Here is a 25,878-nt window from a genome sequence, read left to right as displayed (position 1 = left end):
TTGCATAAAACTGGCGCACAAGTGTACGCCAAGGTCATAGCCCGGCAACAGTATCAATTTGTTCCAGCCGGTTACCCGGTGCCGGATTCTGGCGCCGTGCCGTCACCACGTAACGCAGCGGCCCGCCGGCATCCAGGCTCTCGAACGGGTAGCAGGTCACCAGCAACAGTGTGTTCGCGGACAGGCGCTGGGTGTCAATCTGCTCCCGACGACTGTCCACCACCCGGGATGCCTCGACCTGGTAGTCCTGCCACTGGCCATCACGGCCCTGCAGACGAATCCCGCTTCCGGGCGCCAGTTCGTTGAGCTGGCGGAAGTGGGTATCCCGGTGACCCGCAATGATGACCGGGCCCTCGCCGGGTAAGCCGCCAAGCACGCGGCCCGGACCAAAGGCCAGACTCTCACCGTGGGTACCCTCCAGCACAATCATGGACCGGTCCAGTTCCGGCAGTGCCATCCTGGCCACCGGCCAGGTGTCCGCCCAGGGCCAGGGCCGGGTTTCGGTCTGCCGGGCCTGGCTCTCTGCCCACGCCAGCGCCAGCAGCTCCTGGGCGACCACCGCCTTGATGGGTATCCAAAGCCCGAACACCAGTAAAGTGGCGGAAGAACTGAGCAGCAGCAAAAGGATCCGGTTCACAGCGCTACCCTCCCGCGCAGGAGCACGATCGCTGCGCTGAACATCGTGCCCACAAGCCCCAGGGCAATGAGTAGCGGTGAAATGGTGGCGGTCTGGGGATATCGCAGCATTCCGGATGAGGTTCCGGCCGGCAACAGGGTAGGCACGCTCTCAGCGAGCAACGGATCATTACCAGAGCGCACCGGTGTGCTGTCCACCGCCACGAAACTGGTAAACGGTGACATCAGGCTGTGCGCCATCGCCAGCCGGACAATCCGCTCCTCATCCGGCTGCTCGCCCTGAATCCTGGCCCGGTCCAGTAAGCTGTCAATCTTCGCACGGGCCCAGCGCCGGTGCAGCCCGGTACCCTCTGCAGACTGCCGGAGGTCCAATGTCCGCTCCCAGCGCTTGCCATCCGGTGCCAGGCCGGTAACCGACAGCTGCCCTACCGGAGGCACACCGCGAACGACCTGGATCAGCGGTTCACCCCGGAACAGGTCGCCCGGGCGTTCCGGGAAGGCTTCGGCATCGATCACGGGCCATTGTGCCCGGAGCCCCGTCAGCACCGGTGCCTCCATGGCCGAAAACAGGGTCTCCAGCGGGCCACCGAGATCCGCCGGATTGCTGACGGCGGTATAGGTACCCCGCCCCCAACGGGCGGCCTCCCGCATGAAGTGCATATTGGGGGCCGAACCGATGCCGACGGTGAACAGACGCTGGTTACCCAACTGCTCGCGAATCTGCCCGAATAGCCCCGCCTCGTTGCCCACAGCGCCATCGGTAATGAAGACCACCTGCCGGACCCGTGCGGCATCATCTGTGTCATCATGTCCGGCCCCGCCGAGTGCCAGCGACAGGGCAGACGCCATTTCCGTGCCACCCTCGGCCTGTAACCGGCTGACATAACGACGGGCGCGGGCCAGGTTGTTGCCATCGGCCGGCACCGGCGCCATGAACAGGGCGTGGGGTTGTGAATTGAACTGGATGACATTGAACCGGTCGGCGGCGGAGAGAGTGTCCAGGCCCCGCCCGAGCGCCTGCCTGGCCTGGCGGATGGATTCGCCGGCCATGGAACCGGAGGTATCGATCACGAACACGAGGTCCCGGGGCAGGACCCTATCCTGCGTGACGCCCGGTACCACCATGGTCATCAGGTAATCCTCACCACCGAATTGCTCATGGAAAACCGCGGCCACCGGTTCCCTGCCACGAACCGGACGCCAGCGGAGCACGAAGTCCCGATTCATAAGCACTGTTCCTTCCGAAGGCGAAGCATGGACCTCCTGCCCATCGGTCCGGGTTTCCAGTTCGTGGCCGGGGCTGGTGACGTCTGCCAGTTCCAGTCCCGCATTGAGAGACACGCTGATGCTGGCGCGGTGGCTGTCGGCGGCAACGTCCTCCGGCCGCACCGTGAACGGACTGATGGCATCGGCATCCGGCACTTCCCGGGTGGCAATGGCCCAGCCATCACTCCAGCCAGAGGCTTCGCCCGTCGGCAGCATCGGCCCGGGCATGTATCGGGGTGTCAGGGTGGTGGGCAGTCGCAACGAGAACTGACCGTCCCGGTAATTCACCGGCTGCTGATAGCGCAGCTCGATGCTTATATCTTCTCCGGGCGGTATATTGGCCACCCGGGACGTGAACAGGTTCGGGCGTTGCTGCTCCACTGTCGCGGCCTGCCGGCCACTGTCCCGGGCCTCGGCATACTCCTGGCGGGCCTGCGCTTTCGGGCGCACTTCACCGGTGATCGTGCGCTCTCCCACCGTCATGGTCAGGGCATAGACGCTGGCCTTCTCCGGCAGCGGGAACACAAAGACACCTTCGCGCCAGTGGTCACTGGTGTTGCGGAAATGCCGGGTGAGACGGGTTTCGGCAATCAGTCCGCTGACCGTCACATCAAAGTCACTGTCAAGCACCAGCGCGGGTTCCTGCCAGTCACCCCGGTTGTCGGTGAAGTGCAGCAGTCCGGGCTGGAGTTCATCGGCCACATTCGCCTCGGCGTAAAGGGGCTGAACGAACAGGAGCAACAGGAATGCCAGCCAGAGGGTGATGCCCTCCATGAACCGGCGCAGCCGGGCCCGGTGTGCGGGTTTTGCCGGCACTGAAAGTCTCAGCAGGGTCGTCGATAGCATCATCACAAGGTCCTTTCCCGATCAATTCCGTGGATGACCGCTATTTCACCAACCCGAAAGGTGCAGGCCGTGGCAGAGTGCGACAATACGGCGACGAATAATGATCAATTATGGCAACAGGCCCCTGGACCTTGTCCTGACCGGTTGCCATGGTTAAATAGGGACTCCATGCAGACAACCGGTCGACGACCATGAAGAAACACCTTGTGCTGATCGAAGACGAACCCGCGATCCGGGACAATTACCGGGCCGCCTTCGAGCGCCGTGGCTACCGGGTCTCGGCCTACGGGGACCGGGCTTCGGCCTACCAGGCGCTGCAGCAGGAGCTGCCGGACCTTGCCATCATCGATGTCGGGCTCGGTGATGAGCCGGAAGGGGGATTCCTGCTGTGCCAGGATCTCAGGCAGCTGTCGATGACCCTGCCGATCATCTTCCTGACCGCCCGGGACAGCGACATCGACACGGTTCACGGCCTGCGGCTGGGCGCCGATGACTATGTCACCAAGGACATGAGCATCGATCATCTGCTGGCCCGGATCACCGCGTTGCTGCGCCGGGCCGATGCCTGGGCCGAGGCGCTGCAGAAACCGGACGAACTGCTCCGGCGGGGCCGGCTCACCCTGAACGTGGACCGCATGACCGTGGCCTGGAACGACCAGCCCATTGACCTGACCGTCACCGAATTCTGGATGTTGCACTCGCTGGTCCGCCACCCCGGCCACGTGCGCAGCCGGGATCAGCTGATGGAAGCCGCCAGCACCGTGCTCGACGACAACACCGTGACTTCTCACATCAAGCGCATCCGCCGTAAATTCCAGCAGGTGGACGACCGGTTCGATGGCATCCAGACCGCCTACGGCATGGGTTACCGCTGGAACGCCCATGAGGTCTGACCCTTGAGCCTCAAGCGCCAGCTCCTTGTTGCCAGTCTGCTGATGCTGCTTATTCCCTGGGCGGGCCTGAAATTCGTGCTCGAACTGGATACAGCACTGCGGGACCAGGCGATCCGACAACTGGACTCCCGCGCCGAACAATTGGCCGAGCTGGCCGGAGACCGGCTGCTGGGCGAGCCGGCAATCCCCGCCGAAACTCCGGTCATCTATGTTCCGCCCCTGAGCCAGCCTTTCACCCCGGACGGGTATGGTTCCGAATGGCCCGGCTACGATGACACCGCGGCTTCCCAGCCCTGGCAAGGCACCGGGACCGACGACGGCCTGCAACTCCAATGGCAGGCGACCAGCAATGGCCAATACCTGTATCTGCTGATCCGGCTGAGCGGGCGCCAGTCCCGATTCTTCAGCCCCGCGGCCCCAGAGCAGCCCCACGATTACCTGAAAATCTGGCTGCAGGCGCCGGCCACGGCGGTGGACCAGTCACCGGCGCGCCAGGCCTGGCTGATTCGCCCGTCGGCTCCGGGTGAGCTCTACGGCCAGACCGACACCAAAGAACCCCGCCCGGACTACCGTGTGAAAGGTGCCTGGCAGGAGCATGGCGAGGGCTGGCAGTTGGAGCTCCAGTTACCACAACCACCGGGCAACAGCCGGCTGGGTTTTTCCGCGCACCGGGACGGAGACACCCAATTGGCGACCTCGCTCGAGCCATTACCGGTACTGGTCGGGCCGCGACCTGAATTGGAACGCCGACTGGAACAACAGCTCGACCCGGGCCAGCAGGTCCGGATTGTCGAGCCGGCTGACTGGGTGATTGCCGAAGCCCGCAATCCGGGCACTGATACATCTCCGGAATTTGACAGCCTCAGTCCAGTTCAGGTGCTGGAGCAGATCAGTCTTAACGTCCTGCGTTACCTGATCCAGCTCTACCAGCCCGAGCCCGGGCTTCTGCCTGACCAGGCGCGACAACTGGATGCCAGCTCCCTGCCGGAACAGGGGTTGTTCCGGCACCCGGATGACAGCCGATGGCTGTTGGTGACCAAACCGGTTTTCGGCGACCGGAGCCTCCTCCTGGAACAATCCCTGGACCAACTGCTGACCCTGTCCGGTTCCACCCTGGGCTCGGTGATTGCCCGCAGCACCCTGATCATCGTTGCCCTGACCCTGGTTCTGCTCGGCTATGCCAGCTGGCTGTCCTGGCGCATTGCCCGGCTGCAGCGGCTGGTGAGCGCCACCGTCGACGAAGACGGCCGGATCACCGGCACTCTGCCCGCTGCCGCCAGCCGGGATGAGCTGGGCCAGCTGCAGGCACATTTTGCCCAGATGGTGGAACGGCTGCATGGCTATAACCGCTATCTCGAGAGTTTTTCCCGCCGGTTGTCCCACGAGCTGAAGACCCCTGTCGCAATCGTTCGCTCCTCCCTGGAAAACCTCGCCCATGCCCAGTCCGAGGCGGAACGCCAGCAGTACCTGGAACGTGCCTCAACCGCCACGGAACGTCTGCGCCAGATCCTCCACGGCATGAGCGAGGCGGCGCGACTGGAACAGAGCTTCGATCAGGCCGACAGGGAACCCTTTGACCTCGCCGAAGTGGCCGCCGGGGCCACGGCCGCTTACCAGAGCCTCGACAGCACCCACGAGATCCGGTACCTGGGCCCGGAACAGGGCTGTAACCTGACCGGCTCGCCGGAACACATGGTGCAATTGCTGGATAAGCTGGTGGACAACGCCCGGGACTTCACCCCCGAGCATGGGCTGATCGAGGTTGCCCTGGCACAGCATCCGGAGTATCTGGAACTGTCCGTGTTCAACGAGGGCTCGGCCTTGCCCGAGGATGGCTCCGCCGACATCTTCGGCGCCTTCGTGTCCCACCGGGAAGGCAGTGGCGAGGGCCACCTGGGCCAGGGTCTGCTGATTGTTCGACTGATCGCCGAGTACCATGGTGGCCGGGTCGAAGCTGCCAATGAGACCCATGGTCGCATTGACGGGGTGCGTTTCCGGGTTATCATCCCGGTCAAGCCCAGATAAGCCCGGATTCTGCTGTGAGCACACGACTGGAACATCTCGACATCCATCCCCTACGGGATGAGCTATACAACGAACTCCACTCCCGACCCTTCCAGGTGCTGCCCACCCCGGCGCGGGTGACCCAGATGGCGATCCTGACCACGCCGGACCAGCGCCGGGAGCAGTTCCGGCACCTGCAGGAGCTCCACCGCCTGCTGGGCTACCCGGTTCCCGAGGAGGAAGTCGGCTGTTTCGAGCAAACCTTCGGTACCCTGAAGGTGCGCCGGGAAATGCACATGGAGTTTGCCTCCTATACCTTTACCAGTCTCGCCGAAAGCAGTGCCGATCCTTTCACCGAAACCGGGATTACACCCTTGCCGGAGGGCTGGCTGGAGCAAATGGCGGGTACGGTGATTGCCGCCTTCCACGTGGACATCCGCCCGTCATCCCACGATGCCGCCAGCGACCTGGCCTTCGTGCGCCAGCATTTCGAGGGCCTGCGCCTGGTGGGTAGCAGCCCCCAGGAAGGGGCGGCCAGGATCTGGGGCACGTTCAAGCTGCATAGCGATGGTTTTGGCCGGTTCATGGTCCAGAACCATCATATGTCCAACAGCCAGCTGGGCCGACTCACCCAGCGCTTGATGGAAATCGAGACCTACCGGCTGATGTCGTTGCTGGCCCTGCCCGTGGCCCGTGACATCACGCCGTCACTGAATGATATGGACCAGAAACTGGCCATCATCACCCAGGCCCTGGCCGACAATCAGGATGTGGACGAGCAGAGGTTGTTGGGGGAACTCAGCAACATCGCTGCCCGGATCGAGGCCTTCCGAGCCCACTCCACCTTCCGGTTCTCCGCCACCCGGGCCTACCACCGCCTGGTGCTGACCCGGCTGGAGGAACTGCGGGAAGACGAGCTTTCTGGCCACCTGACCATGACCGAGTTCATGACCCGGCGGCTGACGCCGGCGGTTAAAACCTGCGAAGCGGTGAGCGAGCGGGTTGAAGACCTGAGCCGGCGCGTGGACCGGGCCTCGGACATGATGCGCACCCGGGTGGAGCTGGCGATCCAGAGCCAGAACCAGCAATTGCTCAGTTCCATGGACCGCCGGTCACGCATCCAGCTGATGATGCAGCACACGGTGGAAGGCTTCTCCGTGGTGGCCATCTCCTATTACCTGATCGGCCTGCTGAAACTGGGGCTGGACGCGCTCTACGACAGTGGCGTGGTGTTCAACAAGACCCTGGTTCTGGGCATTGCCATCCCGGTAGTCATGGCCCTGGTGTTCCTGGGCATCCGTATCGTCCATCACCACTTCATCAAGATGGCCAGGCGGCAGTAGCCAGCTCAACGGAACCGGCTGTCTCCGGCCACCTGCCGGAAAAACTGCTGGGCGGTACGCCCGTTGCGCACGCCTTTGCCGGTGGCAAAGCGGATGGCTTCCAGATGCAGGGCTTCCCGGTCCTGAACTTCGGGGAACAGGGCATCAATGGCCTCCAGATAGACATCCTTCGCGAACGGATAGAACGACAGCTGCAGGCCGAACCGGTCCGCCAGGGACACCTGTTCCTCGATGGCCTCCGCCGGATGCAGCTCGCCGTCCCGCACCTCGCTCTTGAGGTTGTCGCTCATGAACTCGGGCATCAGGTGGCGGCGGTTGGAGGTGGCGTACACCCGGACGTTTTCCGGCGGTAGCTCCAGGGAGCCTTCCAGCACACTCTTCAGCGCCTTGTAACCGGATTCGCCGACATCGAAGGACAGGTCGTCACAGAAGATGGCGAACCGGAACGGTAGATCACAGATGTCATCCACGATCTCCGGCAGGTTCACCAGATCGTCCTTGTCCACCTCGATCATGCGCAGCCCCTGGTCCCGATAGCGGTTCAACAGGGCCTTGATCAGAGACGACTTGCCGGTGCCCCGGGAGCCCCAGAGCAGGGCATTATTGGAGGGCTCACCGGCCAGGAAGCGTTCGGTATTGCGGGCCAGTGCCTGCTTCTGCCGGTCGATACCCTTGAGATCGTTCCAGCTGATCGGGTCCAGCCGCCGGATCGCCCGCAAGCCCGAGCGGTGGCGGCGCCAGACCGCCGCCGGTGTGTGTTGCCAGTCAAACTGCGTGGTGCTCATAAACCTTCTTTCCTATTTCGTCTGGCGTCAGGCTGTGGAACACTGACAACCAATCTTGATCCATAACTGGAGACTTTACCGCAAATGGCCGTAAAATCCGTCGCCCTGGTGGCGCACGACAACAAGAAGAAGGAACTGGTGGAGTGGGCAAATGAGAACCGGACCCGGCTCGCACCCCTGCGCCTCTATGCCACCGGCACCACCGGCCGGCTGTTGCGGGAAAGCCTCGGGCGGGAGGATCTCAACTGCCTGCTGAGCGGTCCGCTGGGCGGTGACCAGCAAATCGGCGCCAAGATCGCCGAGGGCGAGATCGACCTGCTGGTGTTTTTCTGGGACCCGCTGGAACCCCAGCCCCACGACCCGGACATCAAGGCGCTGCTGCGCATAGCCGCCCTGTGGAACATTCCCGTGGCCTGTAACCGCGCCACCGCCGAGTTTGTGCTCACTTCCGCCTACATGACCGACGACCAGCACCATCCGCAAAAGCCGGACTTCTCCGACTACACCGGGCGCGAAGTCAATCAATGAGCGAGGCTTGAATTCAGGCACCGTGGCTACTATCTGGTAAACAGACCCATTCTCCGAGGAGTTCCCGATGTCTGATCCACTTCAGATCAAGTGTCCCCATTGCCTGAGGACCAACCGCGTACCGGCCGACCGCATGGGTGACAAGCCCAACTGCGGCGCCTGCAAGCAACCATTGCTGAATGGCGATGTGGCCAACCTGGACGATGCCTCCATGGCCAGCTTTACCGGCCAGTCCGACCTGCCCGTGCTCGTCGACTTCTGGGCCAGCTGGTGCGGCCCGTGCAAGGCCATGGCACCGGAGTTTGAACAGGCCGCCCGCAACTGGGCCGGTAAAGTCGTCTTTGCCAAGCTCAACACCGAGCAGGCACCGCAGGCCTCCAGCCAGTATGGCATCCGCAGCATTCCCACCCTGATCCTGTTCAGGGGCGGCCGCGAGATTGCCCGCAAGAGCGGCGCCATGCCCGCGGCCCAGCTCTCGGCCTGGCTCAACAGCGAACTGGGCTGAACAAAGGACGGGCGGCACCGGCCCCACGGCCGGCTGACCGGTGCTATGATGACCTCAAAAAGGAGGATAACGCCATGGCACGCATCTATCAGGACAACTCCCTGTCCATCGGCAATACGCCGCTCGTCAAACTCAACCGCGTCAACGACGGGGCCACCATCTGGGCCAAGATCGAAGGCCGTAACCCGGCCTACTCGGTGAAGTGCCGGATCGGCGCGGCCATGATCTGGGACGCCGAGAAGCGCGGCACCCTCAAACCCGGCATGACCATCGTCGAACCCACCAGCGGCAACACCGGCATCGCCCTTGCGTTCGTGGCCGCCGCCCGTGGCTACAAGCTGATCCTGACCATGCCCGCGTCCATGAGCCTGGAACGGCGCAAGGTACTCAAGGCCCTGGGCGCCGAACTGGTGCTCACCGAGCCCGCCAAGGGTATGCCCGGCGCCATCGCCAAGGCCGAGGAAATCTTCTCCTCGGACCCGGACAACCACTTCCTGCCCCAGCAGTTCCAGAACCCGGCAAATCCCCGCATCCACGAGGACACCACCGGCCCGGAAATCTGGAACGACACCGACGGCGAAGTGGACATCTTCGTATCCGGCGTGGGCACCGGCGGTACCCTCACCGGCGTGGCCCGCTACATCAAGGGCACCCGGGGCAAGGACATCACCGTGGTCGCTGTGGAACCTACGGATTCACCGATCATCACCCAGACCCTGAACGGCGAAGAACCCAAGCCCGCTCCCCACAAGATCCAGGGCATCGGCGCCGGCTTCGTGCCCAAGAACCTGGATCTGGACCTGGTGGACCAGGTGGAAGCCATAACCAATGAAGAGGCCATGGACATGGCTCACAGGCTGATGCAGGAGGAAGGCATCCTGTGCGGGATTTCCTGTGGCGCCGCCGTGGCCGCCGCGATTCGCGTCAGCAAGCAGCCGGAGCACCGGGGCAAGAACATTGTGGTGGTGCTGCCGGATTCGGCGGAGCGGTATTTGTCATCCGCGCTGTTTGCCGACCGGTTTGGTGAGCTGGAGAACGTGCAGTAAAGAAAAAGGCAGGGCTCGCCTCCCTTTGAGGTTGGTTTCCTTTCGCCTTGACGGGCAATCGCGCCTCGGTTATTGCGCGATTGCCTGGAACCACCGTATCGGGATTTGACGCTGCTGGGGGTTAAAACCGGACTAAGATTTATTCACATCTGGTTCACTCGGTGGGCAGTCGTGCCGCCCACCGGGCAATTTGGATAACGCTGACGAGTGTCAAAAGGCCGGGTCAGCTGGCCAATGACGCCTCATACTCGCGAATCATTGAGTAAAGCTGATCCTTCAGATGCAAACGCTGTTTCTTCTGGTCTTCAAGGTATTCATCCGAAGTGTTCTCCGCTCCACTCTCAATGCGATGAATTTCATGGTCCAGTTCGTGGTACTCGTCGAACAGTTTCGCGAAATGTGTGCTGCCGGTTTTCAGCGTGTGAATCGCTTCGCGGGATTCGGGCAACTCGTGGATCAGATCGTGCTTTTCGAGGGTCATGGTTGGCTCCTGCCAGGGTGAAACAAAGTTGTTATGCTCAGTCTAGGAAATCATTGCCATTGCCATCTTGACGCCGGTCAACATCACTGTGTGGAGGCAGCTTCGGGCTCGTCCTGACGGACCCTGAGAAAGCTGGCAAAGCGGGGAAGCCCGGTCGCAGTGTAGCCGTGGTGCTTGAAGGTGATCTGTTGCCCCGGTTGCGGTGGGTTGGTCCGTTCTTCGTCCGAGAACCCGGAACCGATACGAAACCGGCGACCATCCGGTAACTCTACCAGCAATGAGCCCAGCAGCCCTTGGTACTTACCTTGCCCCTCGATGGGCGCCACAACCACTGCCTCCGCATCCTGGAAAGTTTTCACTTTCAGCAGATCGTCTGAACGACCTGCCAGATAGAGGCTGCCCTTGCGTTTGAGCATCAACCCTTCGCCGCCGGCCGCCACGATTCTGTTCAATTCCGCGATCAGGGCCTCGTGGTCGGATACCGGGCGTTGTTCCACCAACTTCAGATGGTTTGACTCCGAGGCCCGGACCAGTTGCTTCAGCTTTTCGTAGCGTTTGGAGAACGGAGTATCCGGGAGCGGAAGATCGAAAACGTGGAAGGCAACCTGTCGCCAGCTCGCCTCATCCGGCCTGGCGGTTCGAACAATGCCTGAGAGTTCGGCAAACCGTCCCCGCCCCATCCACAGCTCACCATCGAGCGAATGCGTCGGGAAATCCTCGGTGAACCACTGCGGGGCTTGATACACATGCCCGCCCCGTGACCAAAGCTTTTCGCCATCCCAGTAGGCCCGAACCCCATCAAGCTTTTCACTGACCCAGTAGTCGGCGAGATTGACGCCCTTCTGGTAGACATTCGCCAGTGGCAGGGGACGAGATTCCGGATAGGCGGGACCGGCTACAAACACCAGAAGCAGCAACAGGGCCGCGATGCACCTCACACCATGGCTCCGGCATTCAGGTTCGGGACACTGTCCTGCATTCGATCCCTCAGCTGGTGCCACGGGAACTCCCGGATGGCATTGAGATGGGCGGGGTAGCCTTCCCTCTCCCACCACTCAAGGTCCAGCGTGGCCCAGTAGTCTGCCGGGCGGCCACGATTACCGGCGGCGTCGTACTTGGCGGTGGTGGGATCCAGGTGCCGATAGGGTTCCAGAGCCGGAATATCAGGCAGCGGCTGGCTCACATCCATATAACGTTGCAATTCGTCCCAGTGGGCATAGAGTTCATGCTTGAGGGTGGAGTGCACAGACGCCACTGCGGTCTGCCACCCGCTATACCGGTGACGCAGCTGGAGCTTGCAACTGGTGGGGCCTTTGGGGTTCACATGAAAGGAAATGTAGGGATCAAACTCGATAAACGGCGCCTCGAAGGTTTCCTCGCGCCAGGTACGGAATTTCACCATCCCGGTCGGGCGAAAGAAGCCGCAGCCCAGGTCCTTGACGATGAAGTCGGGGTGGCGTTCGAGGAACCAGGTGAAGGGGTAACGGAAGAAGAGGTGTAAGCACACAATGACTATTATTGGAAACGTGGCGTGGATGAGCGCAGCCACAATTCCCGCCTGAATCGCCGCAGCTAAAAAAGTGACAATGGCGCAGAACATCCAGAAACGAAACATGAAATGGTCCGCAAAAGCGCCTGCGAACATCAACAAGAGCTGCCAGCGTATTTTGATCAGGTCCTTGGGCTTTTGCAAGTGTGTCCAAGCCCGCCCTTTTTGGAACTGCGTTCCCTTGGAAAGGCGCTCTTGATAGGAACGCACATATTGAGGGCGAACATGGATATCCAGTTCCGCATAGTGACCCCATGGGAGGCGCTCGATGAAGTCTCCACCTTCCAAAGCTTTTGCAAAATTGCCGGGGTTTTCCAGTGGCTTCTGCAGAGGAATCGCATCGGACCGGAAGGCCATGTCACTAAACTCACTGACTTGCTGCACCGGGTTATTCTCGCCACTCGACATCCAGATCCTCCATCGTATGGGTCACTCTCCGGGTTGTGTATTTCTGTTTTTCTCGATGCCAGACATCCACGGTAAAGGTAAGCGACAAGCGCTTGACGCTGTAGCGGGTCTTTACTCGTTCGTATCTTCCCACGGGTATCAGATCCGACAACTGGGTTTTAGCGATCAGAAAGTCGATCGACTGACGATCAGGGTCGTAACGCTCCTCAATGCCCCTAGCAATTCGTCCGGAACGAGTGGCCAGTGTTTCAGTCTGCCAGCCACCGGCCGGATTCGGCCCGAGGATTCGAAAAAGTTCTTGCTTATAGGCGATTTCCAGCTCAACAGCGGCGGGTTCACCTGTTATCGCCAGGGCGGGGCTGGCAAATACCAGAACACTCTGCGCATGCTCTTCCCATGCATTTAATCTTTGGGCCTTCAGCCAGCCCGACAGTCGTTCGTTCTCAATCCGTCGAAGCGCAACGGGAGTCATGGCCTTGACTAGCTCGATGTAAGCAAGACCCTCATCCTGGAGCGTATCATTCAGCGCTTCACGATCGTCGGAAAAGGGACCTGTTCTCAGCCATTGGCTAACCGCGTCATCCTTAACACGGTAATACAGAGCTTCACCCAAGACGTAGATCGCAAAACCCAATGCGGTGACATAACCGGATGCGACGGTGCCACCCCACCTCGCGGTGGCCGGTATCAGCCGCCCCAATACGGTTTGAACCGCCTGAACCGACGACCGTTCAACCGCACGACGACCGGCGGGGGTTAGTATCCGAGCCGCAATGATATCGGAACTGGCTAGAGTAGCCGTACCACCAGCCTGGATTAAATGGGTGGTACCGACTCTCCATCGCCGATTGACGAAAGAGGCCACAGCATCACCGGTCATCAGCGCTGCGGAAAACATACCGGCAACCCAGCCGAAAGCCTCAACTTTATTCCTTACCACCTCTTCTGCGAGTTCATCGGCTACATTTACCTTATTAGTAAGGGCCGTAAACCAACGAGCGTCGTCTTTCCATTTTGAGACTTCGAGTGCAAGTCTTTTGGATTGATTTGGCAACAAAGCAATAAGTTGTGCAGCACTCACCCCCAGATCAGAAGCGGCACTGAGAAAGCCCATCACATTCCGGGAATTCGGCGCGTCCAGTGCTTCAAACGCCACCCCAAAATTCCACAAATCAAACACCACCAAAATCCCCGGCAACCCCATCGGGCTGGTAGTACTCTGATGCAGCCAGTGCCGTACTCTCTGGTCCTTGACCGTACCATCAAAAACGTCAGCCTCCGCCAGCCTGAGAGAGGCACCCACGGCTGCGCCAGAGGTCAAGGTCTGACCGCTTTCATCCACAACTTCGAGCACCACAAACGCCCGGCCTTCCTCAGAGCCTTCCAACTGGACCCGGGTCCGGCCTGGAATCGCCGCCTGGGCAAAACCCTCAAAAGCCCCCTGGATCCGGCTGACCTCCGCAGTGAATGTGGCGCCTTTCTGCTGGAGTTCTTTCTGGATCGTACTCAACCACCATTGGGCTACGCCGCCAGCTATGCCTGAAAAAGCACTGCTCGCAGATCTTGTCGCAGCGAGGACTGCGGCGGTATCAGACGCTCGGGTCTCTGATTGGTGATCAGCCAGTTCCCGGACAACGTTGCCCTCCATTACCCGCAGGCTCTGGCTTCGGTCTTCCAGGGCAGCAACCATGGCCCGGAGGGTTTCAGCGGTGGCATCGCCAATCTGGCAATCCTGCCGATTGTTATCAAATGGCAGCAACATTGCCCCCACCGGGTGCTCACCCCGGGCGATGCGGAGCGCCAGCATTTCAGCACTCTGCCCCGCCTCCTCGTCAACTTCCTGGGGCAACAGCAGGGGATCAATGCGACCCGCGGGCAACGACAGCACCTGAAGGATGGGCACCGTCTGGTAGAAACCGGCGACAGCATTGCCAGACTCGAGGGCAAACAGGTCACGGAGAACCGCGGTCAGGCTCTCTGGTTGTGTATTCTCCAGCATGCGGACAATCGCCGCCTGTGCCCCTTTCACAAACTCGCGGATTGCCCTGCGTTCAACGTCATACATGGTTCGACAGAGACGGCCCTCCTCGCTGTCATCCAGCCGGTTGTCGAACCAGCCACCGTCGATGTACAGCGGATTGTCTCTGCCGTCGGGAAGCACACTGCGCCGGAAGTTGTTGTGGAACAGCTCCGCCGTGACGCCGAAGGGCCGTTTCTTGACGTTATCCACCAGGGCCAGCAACAACGCGAGGGAGGCATTGACCTGCCCCACCAGATGCCGGGCAGCCTGAAGGGGATCCCTCAGGTGAAGGGTGAGCAGATGACGATCCCGGAGTGATTCGAACGCATCGGTACCTTCGGGAATGTCCGGAAGCCTTGCGCCCCGGAGATGGGCGTGACGCCAACTCGGAAACAGGGAAGGCGTCTCAATGAAATAGTCGGCGTCGACGCTCGCGCCGTCTGACTCAATGGCCTCACGTTGTGCCACCAGTGCCTGCTGGGCCGAGCCCGTTTCCTGGCCGTTTACATCACGCAGCCAGTGTCCGGGGCAGGTGTGCTCGCGCTCGATTGTATGCTCTCTTGAGCGCATCGGAGGCATGGCATCCAACCGGCACCAATCCGTTCCGGGATGTCCCGAATGACGTCCCAGGAATGCCCGAACCGCCCGGGCGTCACGGCATCGCTGATTACGAAGTGACTGATCCTCCTCCATGGCCCGGACATAATGCCAGGCCCACTGGGTCTCGCTGAACGCCAGCTGCACCTCATCCCAGACATCAACCCCGAGCAGTCGAGCCGGCACATGGATCACGTCGATTTCCGGTCCTACCGGCACACGGTCGTTCGCTCGGTCCGAATCACTCTCGCGGACTGAAGCGAGATCGGTGTCACGCATGACCGGCGCTCCATCCTCTAGGGTCAAGACGGACACTTCACGCCACAGCCGGCCACGGAAAAAGACATAGATCCAGCCGGTGCGCATGGGCGCCGGGATCACCTCATCAAAGCCGCTAACCGGACGATTACGGGTCAGCTCACCGGCATCACAAAATAATGTCGGATGAACGGAAACCATCAGGTTGTCCTGGTATTCCCGTTGAGACGGTTTCAGAGCCTGCGGGCCGATTTCCTCACTCTCGATTACCGGAATCACGACCCTTTTGCTTTCACCCTGGAGTTCCAGCACAAGTGAACGCTTTCCGGATGCTTCCAGATGGCCAGCCAGGATGGGGCCCATTCGGCCGCGCCGGTCCGCACACGGTTCCATGGGAATCACTTCCACCTGATCGCCGTTCCGCTCATGGAGGCAGTAGTGATGGCCCGCGAGAGACTGCTCTCCGGTCAGTTCCAGCCAGAACGTACTGGACGGTGTACAGGGTGGTGCCTTGATGGCTGACATTGTTGAAGTTCCTTTTCTTCAGGCCCGCACATCCTGCGCAGGCCGATCCTTACAATTAGCGGGAAAACCCGTGCACCGACGTCAAGAACCGTTCAAAGGCGGCATCCTGCTCATGGTTCAGGCCACGGAAGTCTTCCTTGATACCGACCGTACTCGACCAATCAACCTCGCCTCCGCGATCAATACTCCACATCAGCAGATCTCCTTTTCCAATCAGGCTGCCGAGCGCTTCAGGCCGGCACGCGGCCATCATCTCAAGAAAACGGCTGTCGTAGGGTCGCAGGAAGCACGGCCCGTAATGCTCCAGCTGAACCATCAGGCTTTGTCGGAAACCGGTCAGTGCCTCATCCGGTTCCCGGCCGGACACGAGCACCAGCACTGCTTCATCCGCCGCCCATCCGTTGACGGCGTACTGACAGAGCAAGCTGTCGGAAGTGGTCGCCACCACAATGGGACCGGCGTCTCTGTCCTGCTCAAATGGCGTTTGATCAAACAGCCAGCACCAATCCGGATCATCGTCCAGGGTATAAATCTGTCGGAGCACCTCCCCCTCTTCATACCTCGCAGCATCAATGATCAGCAGGCAACCGTGGTCCCGGGCAATCCGATGACGATCAAGCATTTGCCGGAAGCCCGACGGCCTTTTACACATGGCTGGTACAGGGGCAGTTGCGGACATCGCAGGTTCCGTCGAGTTTTTTCTGGCAAAGTTGCTGTGCTGGCGCTCTTTCCGAAGCTGCCGTGAACAGAGCGGTCCTGAAGCCGGGGGAGGCAGCCGCATCCGATCGCTGGCCAGCATCGGCAAGGTGAGCGGGTGCCACGAAGATCCCTTGTTCCCTGACCACTTCCGGCATCTCCGCCATCCGGACCATTTGCCCGCTACCTTTACCTGGCGAGCCACCGGCATTCATCCTGATAGCCGCGCCCCCCATGGCAACGCCACCGGGGTCGATCTTCACAAAACTGCCCCCGGCCTTGAGCGTGATCTCGGCACCGGCCTCGATCACCACCTTCTGACCGGCCCTGATATGCAGTTCGGTGCCGGACTCACTGAGCCAGGCGGTACCGGCTTTCAGGTGGAGGGTGCCTGTTACGCTGAGGCTGTGATCTTTACCGGTCTGTTCGCGTTTTTCGCCGTCCACGGTACGGTGAGTGGAGCCTTTGGTGTGACTGTGAAAGTTGTTTTCCACAGTCAGGTGACTGTCGTTTTTGATGACCTCGGTGCGGTTGTGCTCGGTGAGCAGGTCCAGGTCTTTCTGGGCGTGGAGGTAGATCTGCTCTTCCCCAGCCTCGTCTTCGAAGCGCAGCTCGTTGCTGCCCTCGCCCTTGTGGGTCTTGGTTTTCAGGGTGGTGCGGGTTTTGTGTGCCGGTAGTTCATACGGTGGCACATTGGTGGCGTGGTGGGTGCGGCCGGTGATGATGGGTTGATCCGGATCGCCGTCCAGGAAACTGACGATCACCTCGTGGCCTATTCTCGGCAGGGCCATGAAGCCGTATTGGCCGCCCGCCCAGCCCTGGCTGACGCGGAGCCAGGCACTGCTGTGCTGATTATTTTGTGCGTAGCGATCCCACGGGAAACGGACCTTCACCCGGCCGTGTTCGTCGCAGTGGATTTCCTCACCCTCCGGACCGGTGACGATGGCGATCTGGGGGCCGTCCATCATTGGCTTGTGGTCGGTTCTCGGTCGCCAGGTTCTGTCCGCGGGAACCGCGTTGAAGAAGTTGTGGTAGGTAGTGGGCTCCTGACCGCTCTCCTCTTCCAGGGCCTGGGGCTGTTTGCCGGTGTGGGTGACGGCAGTGAGTAACCACTCCCGGTTCACGGCCTCGTTGTCGTGATCGGTGAGCGCGACTCTGGCGCCAGGAGTGAAATCCGGCCGGTTGCTTTCGCCGTGGCCGGTGGAAGCATCGTTTCTCAGGGCGTCCAGGCGGGCCCGGGTGTAGGGCTGGCCGCTGGCATCAGCCTTGTAGCGGCCGGGATAATCGTAGTGCTGGTAGTCTTCGCGCTGGTTCAGGTCGGCCGCGCCCTGCTCGTGCATCAGGGCGTAGGCGGGATTTTTGAAGGTGTAGTCCTTGAGGGCCACGGACGCGGCCCGGACCCGTTCCTGGTATTTGAAGCGGAAAATACAGGGCTGGCGGGTACTGCCCCCGGCCCGGCCGTTGTAGGGTGCCGGCTCCAGCTTCTGAGCATCGCCGTGGTGATCGGAAAAGACCAGGGCCGGTTGCTCTTCTCCGTCGACGCTTCCTTGCTGGTAGCGGTAATGCCAGCCTTCCTCCGCCGCCAGTCTCTCGATAAAGGCCAGGTCGCTTTCCCGGTGCTGGACGCAGTATTCCCGCTCTTCCGGAGAGCGTTTCAGATCGAAGATCGTATCCACGATACCCCGCTCTTCCAGCAGCGTGCGGATAATGGCCTCCGGGCTCTGCCCCTGGAAGATGCGGCTGTTGTGCATCAGGCCCAGCCGCCAAAGGGGTGGCTGGAATAGCACCTCATAGCGGGTGCGGCGATGGCCGGTGTCGCCCCGGGCGAATTCGTTGACCACGCCGGTGAATTGGCGCAGGGGTTGGCCGTCCTGCCAGACCACCAGGTCGACGGGTTGTTCCAGCATAGCTTCGGCAGGAACGTCGGGATCGGTGCTCGCCAGCTCGAGGCGGCCCTGGAACAGCTCGGAAAGGCTCTCGGTCAGCGCGAAGGCGACCACGACGAAATGATCAGAGGGGAAGTCACCGACACGGGCGGTGCACTGCAATCCGCTTGCCTGGGGCATGTCTTCAGTCCTTGAAGGGTTGATTCGGTCCGTTGAATCGGTGCGGGTAACGTGCCATCGGATCCTTGATGGGGCTCCCGCGAAGTTGGGAAAGGTACCAGCGTGTTTGGAGAAAATCCAGAGTTGGGGGGTGGACTTGAGGATGGGGTCAGATGAACAAGTTCATCTGACCCCTGAGTATGTGACCCCAACGTTATCAAGTCTCCTTACCCCACTCCTGCTCCTGCAGCGCCCGCCACATCAGCTTGCCAGTGGGTGACTTTGGCAACTCATCGACGAACTCCACGATGGTCGGCACCTTGTAGGCCGCCATCTGCTCCTTGCACCAGGCGGTGATGTCTTCGGCGCTGGTCTTGCCCTCGGCTTCCGGTGTCAGCACGATGCAGGCCTTGACGGTCTCGCCGCGCTTGGGGTCAGGAGCTGAGATGATGCACACCTCATGGATCGCCGGGTGACGGTACATCAAGCCTTCGACCTCAGAGGGCCAGACCTTGAAGCCGGAGGCGTTGATCATGCGTTTGACCCGGTCGACCATGAAGAAATAGCCGTCGTCGTCGTAGTAGCCCAGATCACCGGTGCGGAAGAAACGCTTGCCATCGATCTCGACAAAGGCGGCCTCGGTCTCCGCCGGCCGGTTCCAGTACCCGATGGTGACCTGTGGGCCACTGGAGACAATTTCGCCGGTCTCACCCGGGCCTTTCTCCTGCAGGGTGTCGACATCGATGATGCGGCTGTCCACGTCAAATACCGGGATGCCCAGGCACTGGGGCTTGGGATGGGCGGTGGGATTGATGTGAGTGGCAGCCATGGTCTCCGACAGACCATAGCCCTCGATGTAGTCCAGGCCGGTCATCCGCTTGAGCTTTTCGGCCACGGCAACGGGCATGGCGGCGCCACCACCCCCGATCATGTTGAGGCTGCTGAGGTCGTACTTGCCGATATCCGGGTTGGACAGGAAATCCACCGCCATGGTGACGATGTTGGTCCACCCGGTTACCTTGTAGCGCTCGATCAGCCGTGCCGCCGTGGTGCGTTCCCAGCGGGTCATGATCACCGAGGTCGAACCGGTGAAAATCGGGCCGTTCATCGACCCGGTCATACCGGTAACATGGAAAAACGGCAGGGTCGCCAGCTGAACACTGTCCGGCGTGGTCAGGTTCCAGAACACCCGGTGGACCGCCGTTGCCATCACCGAGCGATGGGTGTGCATGCAGCCCTTGGGCGCACCGGTGGTACCGGAGCTGTAGGGAATCACGGCCAGGTCCTCGGGCATTGCGGTGTGGGGGCCCGGGGTATGACCCGCTGCCATCGCCGCCTCCCAGGTGACCACCCCCGGGACATCTTTGGACCAGGCCGGGGCCGACACCTCGGCGGGCAAGTCCAGGTCGGTCTCCGTATCGATGTAAGTGTTATAGGAAGCAACCACTACTTGTTCGAGGTTAGTTTCACCGATCATGGGCACGATGAAACCTGCCAGCTCCTGCCCGGCCAGGCACACCGTGGCACTGGTATCGGCAATAAAGTGCTCCAGCTCCGCCGCCCGGTTCATGGGGTTCACCGGAATCACCACGGCATCGGCGCGCAGGATGGCATAGTAGGAAATCACGTACTGAGGGGAGTTCTGCATGTACAGCAGCACCCGGTCACCCTTGCTGACGCCCTGGGCCTGCAGGTAGCCGGCCATGGTTTCCACTTCCTCGTTGAGGCGCCGGTAGTTGATGGGCGCATCGTAGAAAATGATGGCCGTGTGGTCGGGATAGCGTCGTGCCGAAATCTCCAGGTTGGTATACACGCTGGTCTTCGGCAGGGTCATGGTTTTGGGCAGTTCCTTGGGCCAGACCTTGTAATGACGTTCAAACATGGTTGTTATTCTCCCCAGGGTGAATCAGTCAGCCGCTTCGGCGGACAAATCAAAGGTGTCGGTGCCCCCTGGCAGGGGGTCTTCGTGTCGTAAGGGTGTGATGGCCACGGCTTTGTCCCGGAGCACGGTGACATCGGCATCCGGGGCCACAATGTGGCGGGAACTGCGCTCAAAGCCGAGCCACCAGTACGGCAGGCTGCGGGCGTCACGCCCCGCCAGCAGCTTCGGGCGCTGGATGGAGCCGGTGGACTGCCGGCACCAGCGCGCCGTAGTGATCTCGCCGGCATCGCAGGCCGGGAAATTGACGTTCCAGGCCCGGGCCTCGCCGGGCTGGTAAAGCTTTCGGATCAGGGCTTCGCCGTGGGTTTCCACCGGCGACCAGCGGATGCCGTCCCGCGTCAGGAATGCCTGGCTCAGCGCGATGGCCGGAATATTCATGTGCAAGGCGCTAAGCACCGCCCCCACGGTGCCGGAGTACTGCACCGAATCGCTGATATTGGCCCCGCAATTGACTCCGGACAGCACCAGATCCGGCGGTGTTTCCCCGAACCACTCGGCCAGGGAATAGAGCACACAATCCGCCGGCGTACCGGAGACGGCATACCGCTTCGCCCCGGTTTCATAGACCCGCAGCGGGCTGTGAATGGAAATGCTCTGGCCGGCGCCACTGCGGTCATGCTCCGGCGCGACCACCCAGACCTCTTCCGCCAGTTGTCGGGCGAGGTTCTCCAGGATCGCCAGTCCCGGCGCGTTGATGCCGTCGTCGTTGGTGATCAGGATGCGTTCGCAAATCGGACCGTTCATAGGGATTCTCCCAGCTCCGTCAATTCCGTGGGCCGTCACTGGCAATTTTCCAGCCGATGTCCGCCAGCAGGCTCGCGCGCTTGCCGACCTGAAGGGCATTTGCATTGGCGGCATTGCCATCCAGGGCCCGCTTGTAGACCCCCTGCAGGATGGCGGCGAGCCGGAACAGGGAAAACGCCAGAAACACGTGCCAGTCGTCGATGCCATCGCGACCGGTCTTGGCGCAGTAGCGGGCAATGGTTTCCTGCTCATCGGGCACACCCAGGGCTTCCAGATCCTCGCCCTGCAGCCCGCGCATGCCTTCCATGTCCGAAGGCAAGTAATAAGGAAGGCAGTAATAGGCCAGATCCGCCAGCGGATGGCCCAGGGTGGAAAGTTCCCAGTCGAGGATGGCGATCACTTCCGGCTTGTCCGGTGCCAGCATCAGGTTGCCGAAGCGGTAGTCACCGTGGGCAATGGCGGTCTCGTCTGTCGCTGGCAGGTTCTCCGGCAGCCAAGCCATGAGTTTGTCCATGGCGGGCAGATCGTCGGTTTTAGACGCCAGGTACTGCTTGCTCCAACGGGATACCTGCCGGGCCACGTAGCCCTCGGGCCGGCCGTAATCGCCCAGGCCCACGGCGTTCACATTCACCGCATGCAGAGCCGCCAGGGTGTCGATGGCGGAGTGGTGGGCCGGCAAGCGATCCTGGCGATCCAGCGCGCGGAGCGCGGAGTGACTGATGATCCGGCCCTCCAGGAAATCCATGACATAAAAAGGCGTGCCAATGACGTCGCTGTCCTCGCACAACACCCGAACGTTCGGAACCGGCACATCGGTGTTCTCGGATAACGCCCGCATGACCCGGTACTCGCGCTCGACCATGTGCGCGGACGGCAGGGTCTTTCCGGGCGGCTTCTTGCGCAGGACGTAGCGGCCGCTGTCGGTGTCGAGCAGGAACGTGGGGTTGGACTGGCCGCCCTGGAACTGTTTTACCTCCAGGCGGCTGCCGAAATCCGGCAGCTCCTTCTGTAGCCAACCAAGAAGCCTTTTCTCATCAAACTTGTGCGCTGGCAGAACCTCTACCAACTCTGGCGTCATACTCATTATTCTATTCAGCCTTACTTAATCGTTACGCGTCGCCCACAAAGTTCAGCGGCCGGCGGGTGGGGAGCCTTTCTGTAGGGAACAAAGGCTCCCCACCCGCTGGCCACCCACCAATCAATGGAGGCATGTCTCAACAAACTGTTTCGCCGCCGTCCGCTACGATGACCTGACCGGTGATGTAGGCGCTGGCCTTCGTGGACAGGAATACAGCCAGACCGGCGATATCAACCGGGTCACCGATGCGACGGAGCGGGGTTTTGTCCTCGGCGCGTTTAACACGGACGGGGTCTTCCCAGAGGGCTTTGGCAAAGTCGGTCTTGATCAACCCCGGGGCGATGGCATTGACACGGATGCCCTTGGGGCCCCACTCCACGGCGAGGTTGCGGGCCAGCGCGGCTTCGGCCGCCTTGGAAACGCCGTAGGTGCCGATCACGGTATTACCACGGAGGCCGGCGATGCTGGAAAGCAGCACTACCGCACCCTCTCCTTTTTCCGCCATCTGCGGCAGCACCATGTTAGTGAGCCAGAAAGTGCCTTTGACGTTGGTGTCCATGATCTTGTCCCAGGCGTCATCGTTCATTTCAGACGTGGGACCATAGACCGGGTTGGTGGCGGCGTTGCACACCAGCACATCGATGCTGCCCCAGGCTTCGTTGGTCTTGTCCACCAGGTTCTGCAAATCTTCTTTCTTGCCGACATGGCAGGGAATGGCCATGGCCTCGAAGCCCTGTTCCCTCAGTTCACTGGCCACCTGCTCACAGGCATCGGCCTTGCGGCTGGAGATGACGACTTTGGCCCCACATCTGGCCATTTCCTCGGCGATGGAGCGGCCGATGCCCTTGGTGGAGCCGGTGATGACAGCAACCTTGCCGGTCATATCAAAAAGCGGGTTAGTCATAACTTGATCCTCATGCGCTGAAGCTTGGGAGCAGCCGGGGCGGGGTCCTTCCGGGACTGTGCAAAACAAGGATGTTTTGCTCAAGCCTACATGGACGTATTCACGGCGTGTCCCGGAAGGACCCCGCCCCGGCTGCTCTTCCCCCTGATTCAGCGGTTCCGGTTTTAGCGGTATTGACGGAGTTCCATCTTGGCAACGGAATCGAGGTGCACCTCATCCGGTCCGTCAGCCAGACGCAGGGTGCGGACCTTGGCCCAGGCGGAGGCCAGGAAGGTATCCTGACTGACGCCGGCACCGCCATGGACCTGGATGGCCCGGTCGATAACTTTCAACGCCATGCTCGGCGCCACCACCTTGATCATGGCGATCTCCTGGCGGGCCACCTTGTTACCGACGGTGTCCATCATGTGGGCTGCCTTCAGGGTCAACAGGCGCGCCTGCTCGATTTCCATCCGGCTGCGGGCAATGTCCTTGCGAATGGAGTCAAAGTCGGTCAGCTTCCGGCCAAACGCCTCGCGGGCATTGGCGCGCTTGCACATGGCTTCCAGCGCCCGCTCGGCCACACCGATGGTGCGCATGCAGTGGTGAATCCGGCCCGGCCCCAAACGGCCCTGGGCAATCTCGAAACCACGGCCTTCACCCAGCAGCATGTTGCTGGCCGGTACCCGCACGTTGTCATACTGGATCTCGGCATGGCCGTGGGGCGCATGGTCGTAGCCGAACACCTGCAGCGGGCGGATCATCTTCACGCCGGGGGCATCCAGCGGCACCAGGATCATGGACTGCTGCTTGTGCTTTTCCGCGTTCGGGTCAGTCTTGCCCATGACAATGGCAATCTTCGACGTGGTGGTCATGGCACCGGAGGACCACCACTTGCGGCCGTTGATCACATACTCGTCACCCTCGCGGCGAATCTCGCAGGCGATGTTGGTGGCATCGGAGGAGGCCACGTCCGGCTCGGTCATGGAAAAGCAGGAGCGGATCTCGCCGGCCAGCAGAGGTTTCAACCACTGGTCCTGCTGCTCTTTGTTGCCGTAACGGGCAATGGTTTCCATGTTGCCGGTGTCCGGCGCGGAGCAGTTGAACACCTCGGGGGCCATCTCGGAGCGGCCCATGATCTCGCACAGGTGGGCGTATTCGAAGTTGGACAGGCCGGCACCGAACTCGCTGTCCGGGAGGAACAGGTTCCACAGACCGGCGGCTTTCGCCTTCTGCTTCAGCTCTTCAATGATGGGAACCGGTGCCCAGCGATCCTCGGCTTCTTCCACCTGATGGTGATGCTTTTCTTCGTTCGGATAGATGTAGGCATCCATGAACTCGGTTAACTCGGCCTGCAGCTTTTTAGCCTTGTCAGAAAGCTCGAACATGTCCGTTTCCTCTCGTTGATTGTGTCCTGACTGCCCCCTCTTGCACGGCAATCGTGGTGGTTTGAATCCGGCCAATCAGATTGGCACGCCCTCGGGTTTATCGCTCCCGGAGCGGATCCGGAACGTGCCTTCACCGATGGCAAGGAGGTTGCCCTGATCGTCATGGACCTCACCGGTGCTGTTGAAAATACGGGTGCCGCCGGCGCGCTTGCGCCCTGTAACCCGGATCACGCCGCCCGAGCACTGGCCAGTGAAGGTGGTGGTCAGGGACAAGGTGATCGCCTTGCGCATACGCCCCGGGTAAGGGCAGTAAGTACCGGCCTGGGCCAGGACGATATCCAGCAGGGAGGTCAGTACACCTCCGTGGATCACGCCCCCCAGGTTCAGGTGCCGAGGTTCCAGCGCCAGCTCGATCACCGCTTCGTTCTCTTCCCAGGACACCTGGCGGTAGCCCAGCAGGCTGTGGAAACCGGGCAGGTCCTGGCCTCCGGTAATGTGCAGCTTTTCCTCACTCATCAGACTTTCATTCCTGGCAGGTTAAGGGAGGCGGTATTGCCGCCATCTACCGCCAGGGCCTGGCCGGTGATGTAACTGGCGTCGTCGCTGGCAAGGAACAGGATGGCAGCGGCAATCTCCTCGGGATTGCCGTAACGGCGCAGCTCGCACCGGGAGCCCAGTTTGTGGGCCTTCTCGTGAGCGCGGGCGTAATCGAAGACGGCGCGGGTCATGCCGGTTTCCACCAGGCCGGGACAGACGGCGTTGACCCGGACATTGTCCCCGCCCAGGTCACAGGCGGCGGTCATGGTCAGGTTGATCACCCCGGCCTTGGAGGCACTGTAGGCATTGCCCCCGGCACCGGAGCGGATGCCGGCCACCGAGGCGGTGTTGACGATGGCACCGAGCTTGCGGGCCTGCATGTGCGGCGCCACGTGCTTGATGAACAGCATGGTGCCGATGAGGTTGACCGCCAGCACCTTGTCCCACTCCTCACGCTCGTTGCCGGTCACCGGAGGGTGACCACCGGAGGTGCTGGCAATACCGGCAATATTACAGAGCACATCGATCCGGCCAAAGGTATCCATGGTTTCGGCCACCAGGTCCTTGACCTGGCTTTCGTCGGCTACGTCCACCAGATGGCGCTGATAACGGGCGTCCTCGGGCATGGCGCTCTCGGTCTCAAGCAATCCGGCCTCGGACACATCGACCATCACCACCGAGGCGCCCTCCCGGGCCAGACGGACGGCGGTGGCACGGCCAATACCGCTACCGGCACCGGTGACGACGGCTATGCGCTGGTCAAATCGCGCCATGGAATCGCTCCTCGTTTTCCGCATTTGTTGTTGTGATCGCGTTCTTATAGTTTCGATAATTTGTCACGCCTTCCGGTTTTGAGTCAATATATTCGAAAGGAA

At 61.3% G+C, this 25,878-nt stretch carries 22 protein-coding genes; 6 read left to right on the top strand and 16 right to left on the bottom strand.

The genetic code is table 11. The features are described from left to right. Positions 1 to 34: 34 nt before the first annotated feature. Together BM254_RS04015 and BM254_RS04010 are read right to left on the bottom strand one after the other, a co-directional pair. Positions 35 to 637, bottom strand: a complete 603-nt coding sequence (locus BM254_RS04015) for a class GN sortase (protein ID WP_091998959.1) — start codon at positions 635 to 637, stop codon at positions 35 to 37. Continuing rightward, complete coding sequence (locus tag BM254_RS04010) at positions 634 to 2,751, bottom strand: marine proteobacterial sortase target protein (protein ID WP_091998956.1); 2,118 nt, start codon at positions 2,749 to 2,751, stop codon at positions 634 to 636. Before BM254_RS04010 ends, BM254_RS04015 begins: the two co-directional genes overlap by 4 nt. 188 nt (positions 2,752 to 2,939) lie before the next feature. Between BM254_RS04010 and pdsR the strand changes: the two genes are divergently transcribed. The 3 genes from pdsR to BM254_RS03995 are packed head-to-tail and all read left to right on the top strand — an operon-like array spanning position 2,940 to position 6,988. After that, positions 2,940 to 3,641, top strand: a complete 702-nt coding sequence (gene pdsR / locus BM254_RS04005; RefSeq protein ID WP_091998954.1) for a proteobacterial dedicated sortase system response regulator — start codon at positions 2,940 to 2,942, stop codon at positions 3,639 to 3,641. A gap of 3 nt (positions 3,642 to 3,644) precedes the next feature. Beyond that, on the top strand, positions 3,645 to 5,666 hold the full coding sequence (locus BM254_RS04000) for an ATP-binding protein (RefSeq protein ID WP_091998951.1): 2,022 nt from the start codon (positions 3,645 to 3,647) through the stop codon (positions 5,664 to 5,666). A gap of 14 nt (positions 5,667 to 5,680) precedes the next feature. Further along, on the top strand, positions 5,681 to 6,988 hold the full coding sequence (locus tag BM254_RS03995) for a DUF3422 family protein (protein WP_091998948.1): 1,308 nt from the start codon (positions 5,681 to 5,683) through the stop codon (positions 6,986 to 6,988). 5 nt (positions 6,989 to 6,993) lie between these two features. On the opposite strand, the gene BM254_RS03990 is transcribed toward BM254_RS03995, so the two are convergent. Continuing rightward, entirely contained in the window at positions 6,994 to 7,773 is a 780-nt protein-coding gene (locus BM254_RS03990) for an ATP-binding protein (RefSeq protein WP_091998946.1), read from the bottom strand. Between the two features lie 84 nt (positions 7,774 to 7,857). Between BM254_RS03990 and BM254_RS03985 the strand changes: the two genes are divergently transcribed. The 3 genes from BM254_RS03985 to cysK all read left to right on the top strand — a co-directional run bounded on the left by BM254_RS03985 (position 7,858) and on the right by cysK (position 9,852). Further along, positions 7,858 to 8,301 (top strand): methylglyoxal synthase, encoded by a 444-nt coding sequence (locus BM254_RS03985; protein ID WP_091998943.1) that lies wholly within the window; start codon positions 7,858 to 7,860, stop codon positions 8,299 to 8,301. Between the two features lie 67 nt (positions 8,302 to 8,368). Then, entirely contained in the window at positions 8,369 to 8,806 is a 438-nt protein-coding gene (trxC, locus tag BM254_RS03980; RefSeq protein ID WP_091998939.1) for a thioredoxin TrxC, read from the top strand. A gap of 74 nt (positions 8,807 to 8,880) precedes the next feature. After that, complete coding sequence (cysK, locus tag BM254_RS03975; protein ID WP_091998936.1) at positions 8,881 to 9,852, top strand: cysteine synthase A; 972 nt, start codon at positions 8,881 to 8,883, stop codon at positions 9,850 to 9,852. Between the two features lie 223 nt (positions 9,853 to 10,075). On the opposite strand, the gene BM254_RS03970 is transcribed toward cysK, so the two are convergent. The 13 genes from BM254_RS03970 to BM254_RS03910 form a co-directional block, all read right to left on the bottom strand. Next, complete coding sequence (locus tag BM254_RS03970) at positions 10,076 to 10,333, bottom strand: HP1242/YdcH family protein (RefSeq protein ID WP_091998933.1); 258 nt, start codon at positions 10,331 to 10,333, stop codon at positions 10,076 to 10,078. Between the two features lie 83 nt (positions 10,334 to 10,416). Continuing rightward, positions 10,417 to 11,271, bottom strand: coding sequence for a DNA ligase (locus tag BM254_RS03965; protein WP_091998930.1), 855 nt, complete (start codon positions 11,269 to 11,271; stop codon positions 10,417 to 10,419). Further along, positions 11,268 to 12,290, bottom strand: coding sequence for a hypothetical protein (locus BM254_RS03960; protein ID WP_091998927.1), 1,023 nt, complete (start codon positions 12,288 to 12,290; stop codon positions 11,268 to 11,270). Before BM254_RS03960 ends, BM254_RS03965 begins: the two co-directional genes overlap by 4 nt. Next, entirely contained in the window at positions 12,271 to 15,690 is a 3,420-nt protein-coding gene (locus tag BM254_RS03955; protein ID WP_091998924.1) for a hypothetical protein, read from the bottom strand. Before BM254_RS03955 ends, BM254_RS03960 begins: the two co-directional genes overlap by 20 nt. A gap of 55 nt (positions 15,691 to 15,745) precedes the next feature. Next, positions 15,746 to 16,312: a DUF4123 domain-containing protein gene (locus tag BM254_RS03950; RefSeq protein WP_175497197.1), complete on the bottom strand. Its 567-nt coding sequence runs from the start codon at positions 16,310 to 16,312 to the stop codon at positions 15,746 to 15,748. 22 nt (positions 16,313 to 16,334) lie between these two features. Then, a complete protein-coding gene (locus BM254_RS03945; RefSeq protein ID WP_091998919.1) occupies positions 16,335 to 18,452 on the bottom strand; it encodes a type VI secretion system Vgr family protein in 2,118 nt (705 codons plus the stop codon). A gap of 196 nt (positions 18,453 to 18,648) precedes the next feature. After that, positions 18,649 to 20,313, bottom strand: coding sequence for a long-chain fatty acid--CoA ligase (locus tag BM254_RS03940; protein WP_091998917.1), 1,665 nt, complete (start codon positions 20,311 to 20,313; stop codon positions 18,649 to 18,651). 24 nt (positions 20,314 to 20,337) lie between these two features. Next, the gene (gene surE / locus BM254_RS03935; RefSeq protein WP_091998914.1) at positions 20,338 to 21,117 is read right to left on the bottom strand and encodes a 5'/3'-nucleotidase SurE; all 780 of its coding nucleotides are present in this window, start codon (positions 21,115 to 21,117) and stop codon (positions 20,338 to 20,340) included. Between the two features lie 19 nt (positions 21,118 to 21,136). Further along, positions 21,137 to 22,201, bottom strand: coding sequence for a phosphotransferase (locus BM254_RS03930; RefSeq protein ID WP_091998912.1), 1,065 nt, complete (start codon positions 22,199 to 22,201; stop codon positions 21,137 to 21,139). A gap of 130 nt (positions 22,202 to 22,331) precedes the next feature. Further along, entirely contained in the window at positions 22,332 to 23,099 is a 768-nt protein-coding gene (locus tag BM254_RS03925) for an SDR family NAD(P)-dependent oxidoreductase (protein WP_091998909.1), read from the bottom strand. Positions 23,100 to 23,263: 164 nt separating this feature from the next. After that, complete coding sequence (locus BM254_RS03920; protein WP_091998906.1) at positions 23,264 to 24,466, bottom strand: acyl-CoA dehydrogenase family protein; 1,203 nt, start codon at positions 24,464 to 24,466, stop codon at positions 23,264 to 23,266. 75 nt (positions 24,467 to 24,541) lie between these two features. After that, positions 24,542 to 24,982, bottom strand: a complete 441-nt coding sequence (locus tag BM254_RS03915; RefSeq protein ID WP_091998903.1) for a PaaI family thioesterase — start codon at positions 24,980 to 24,982, stop codon at positions 24,542 to 24,544. Next, positions 24,982 to 25,776 (bottom strand): SDR family NAD(P)-dependent oxidoreductase, encoded by a 795-nt coding sequence (locus tag BM254_RS03910; RefSeq protein ID WP_091998901.1) that lies wholly within the window; start codon positions 25,774 to 25,776, stop codon positions 24,982 to 24,984. Before BM254_RS03910 ends, BM254_RS03915 begins: the two co-directional genes overlap by 1 nt. Positions 25,777 to 25,878 lie beyond the last annotated feature (102 nt).

It is taken from the genome of Marinobacter pelagius, from assembly GCF_900114925.1.
Classification (GTDB): domain Bacteria; phylum Pseudomonadota; class Gammaproteobacteria; order Pseudomonadales; family Oleiphilaceae; genus Marinobacter; species Marinobacter pelagius.
The sequence above is the reverse complement of the archived record's forward strand: the minus strand, read 5'-3'. Positions and strand labels throughout refer to the sequence as shown.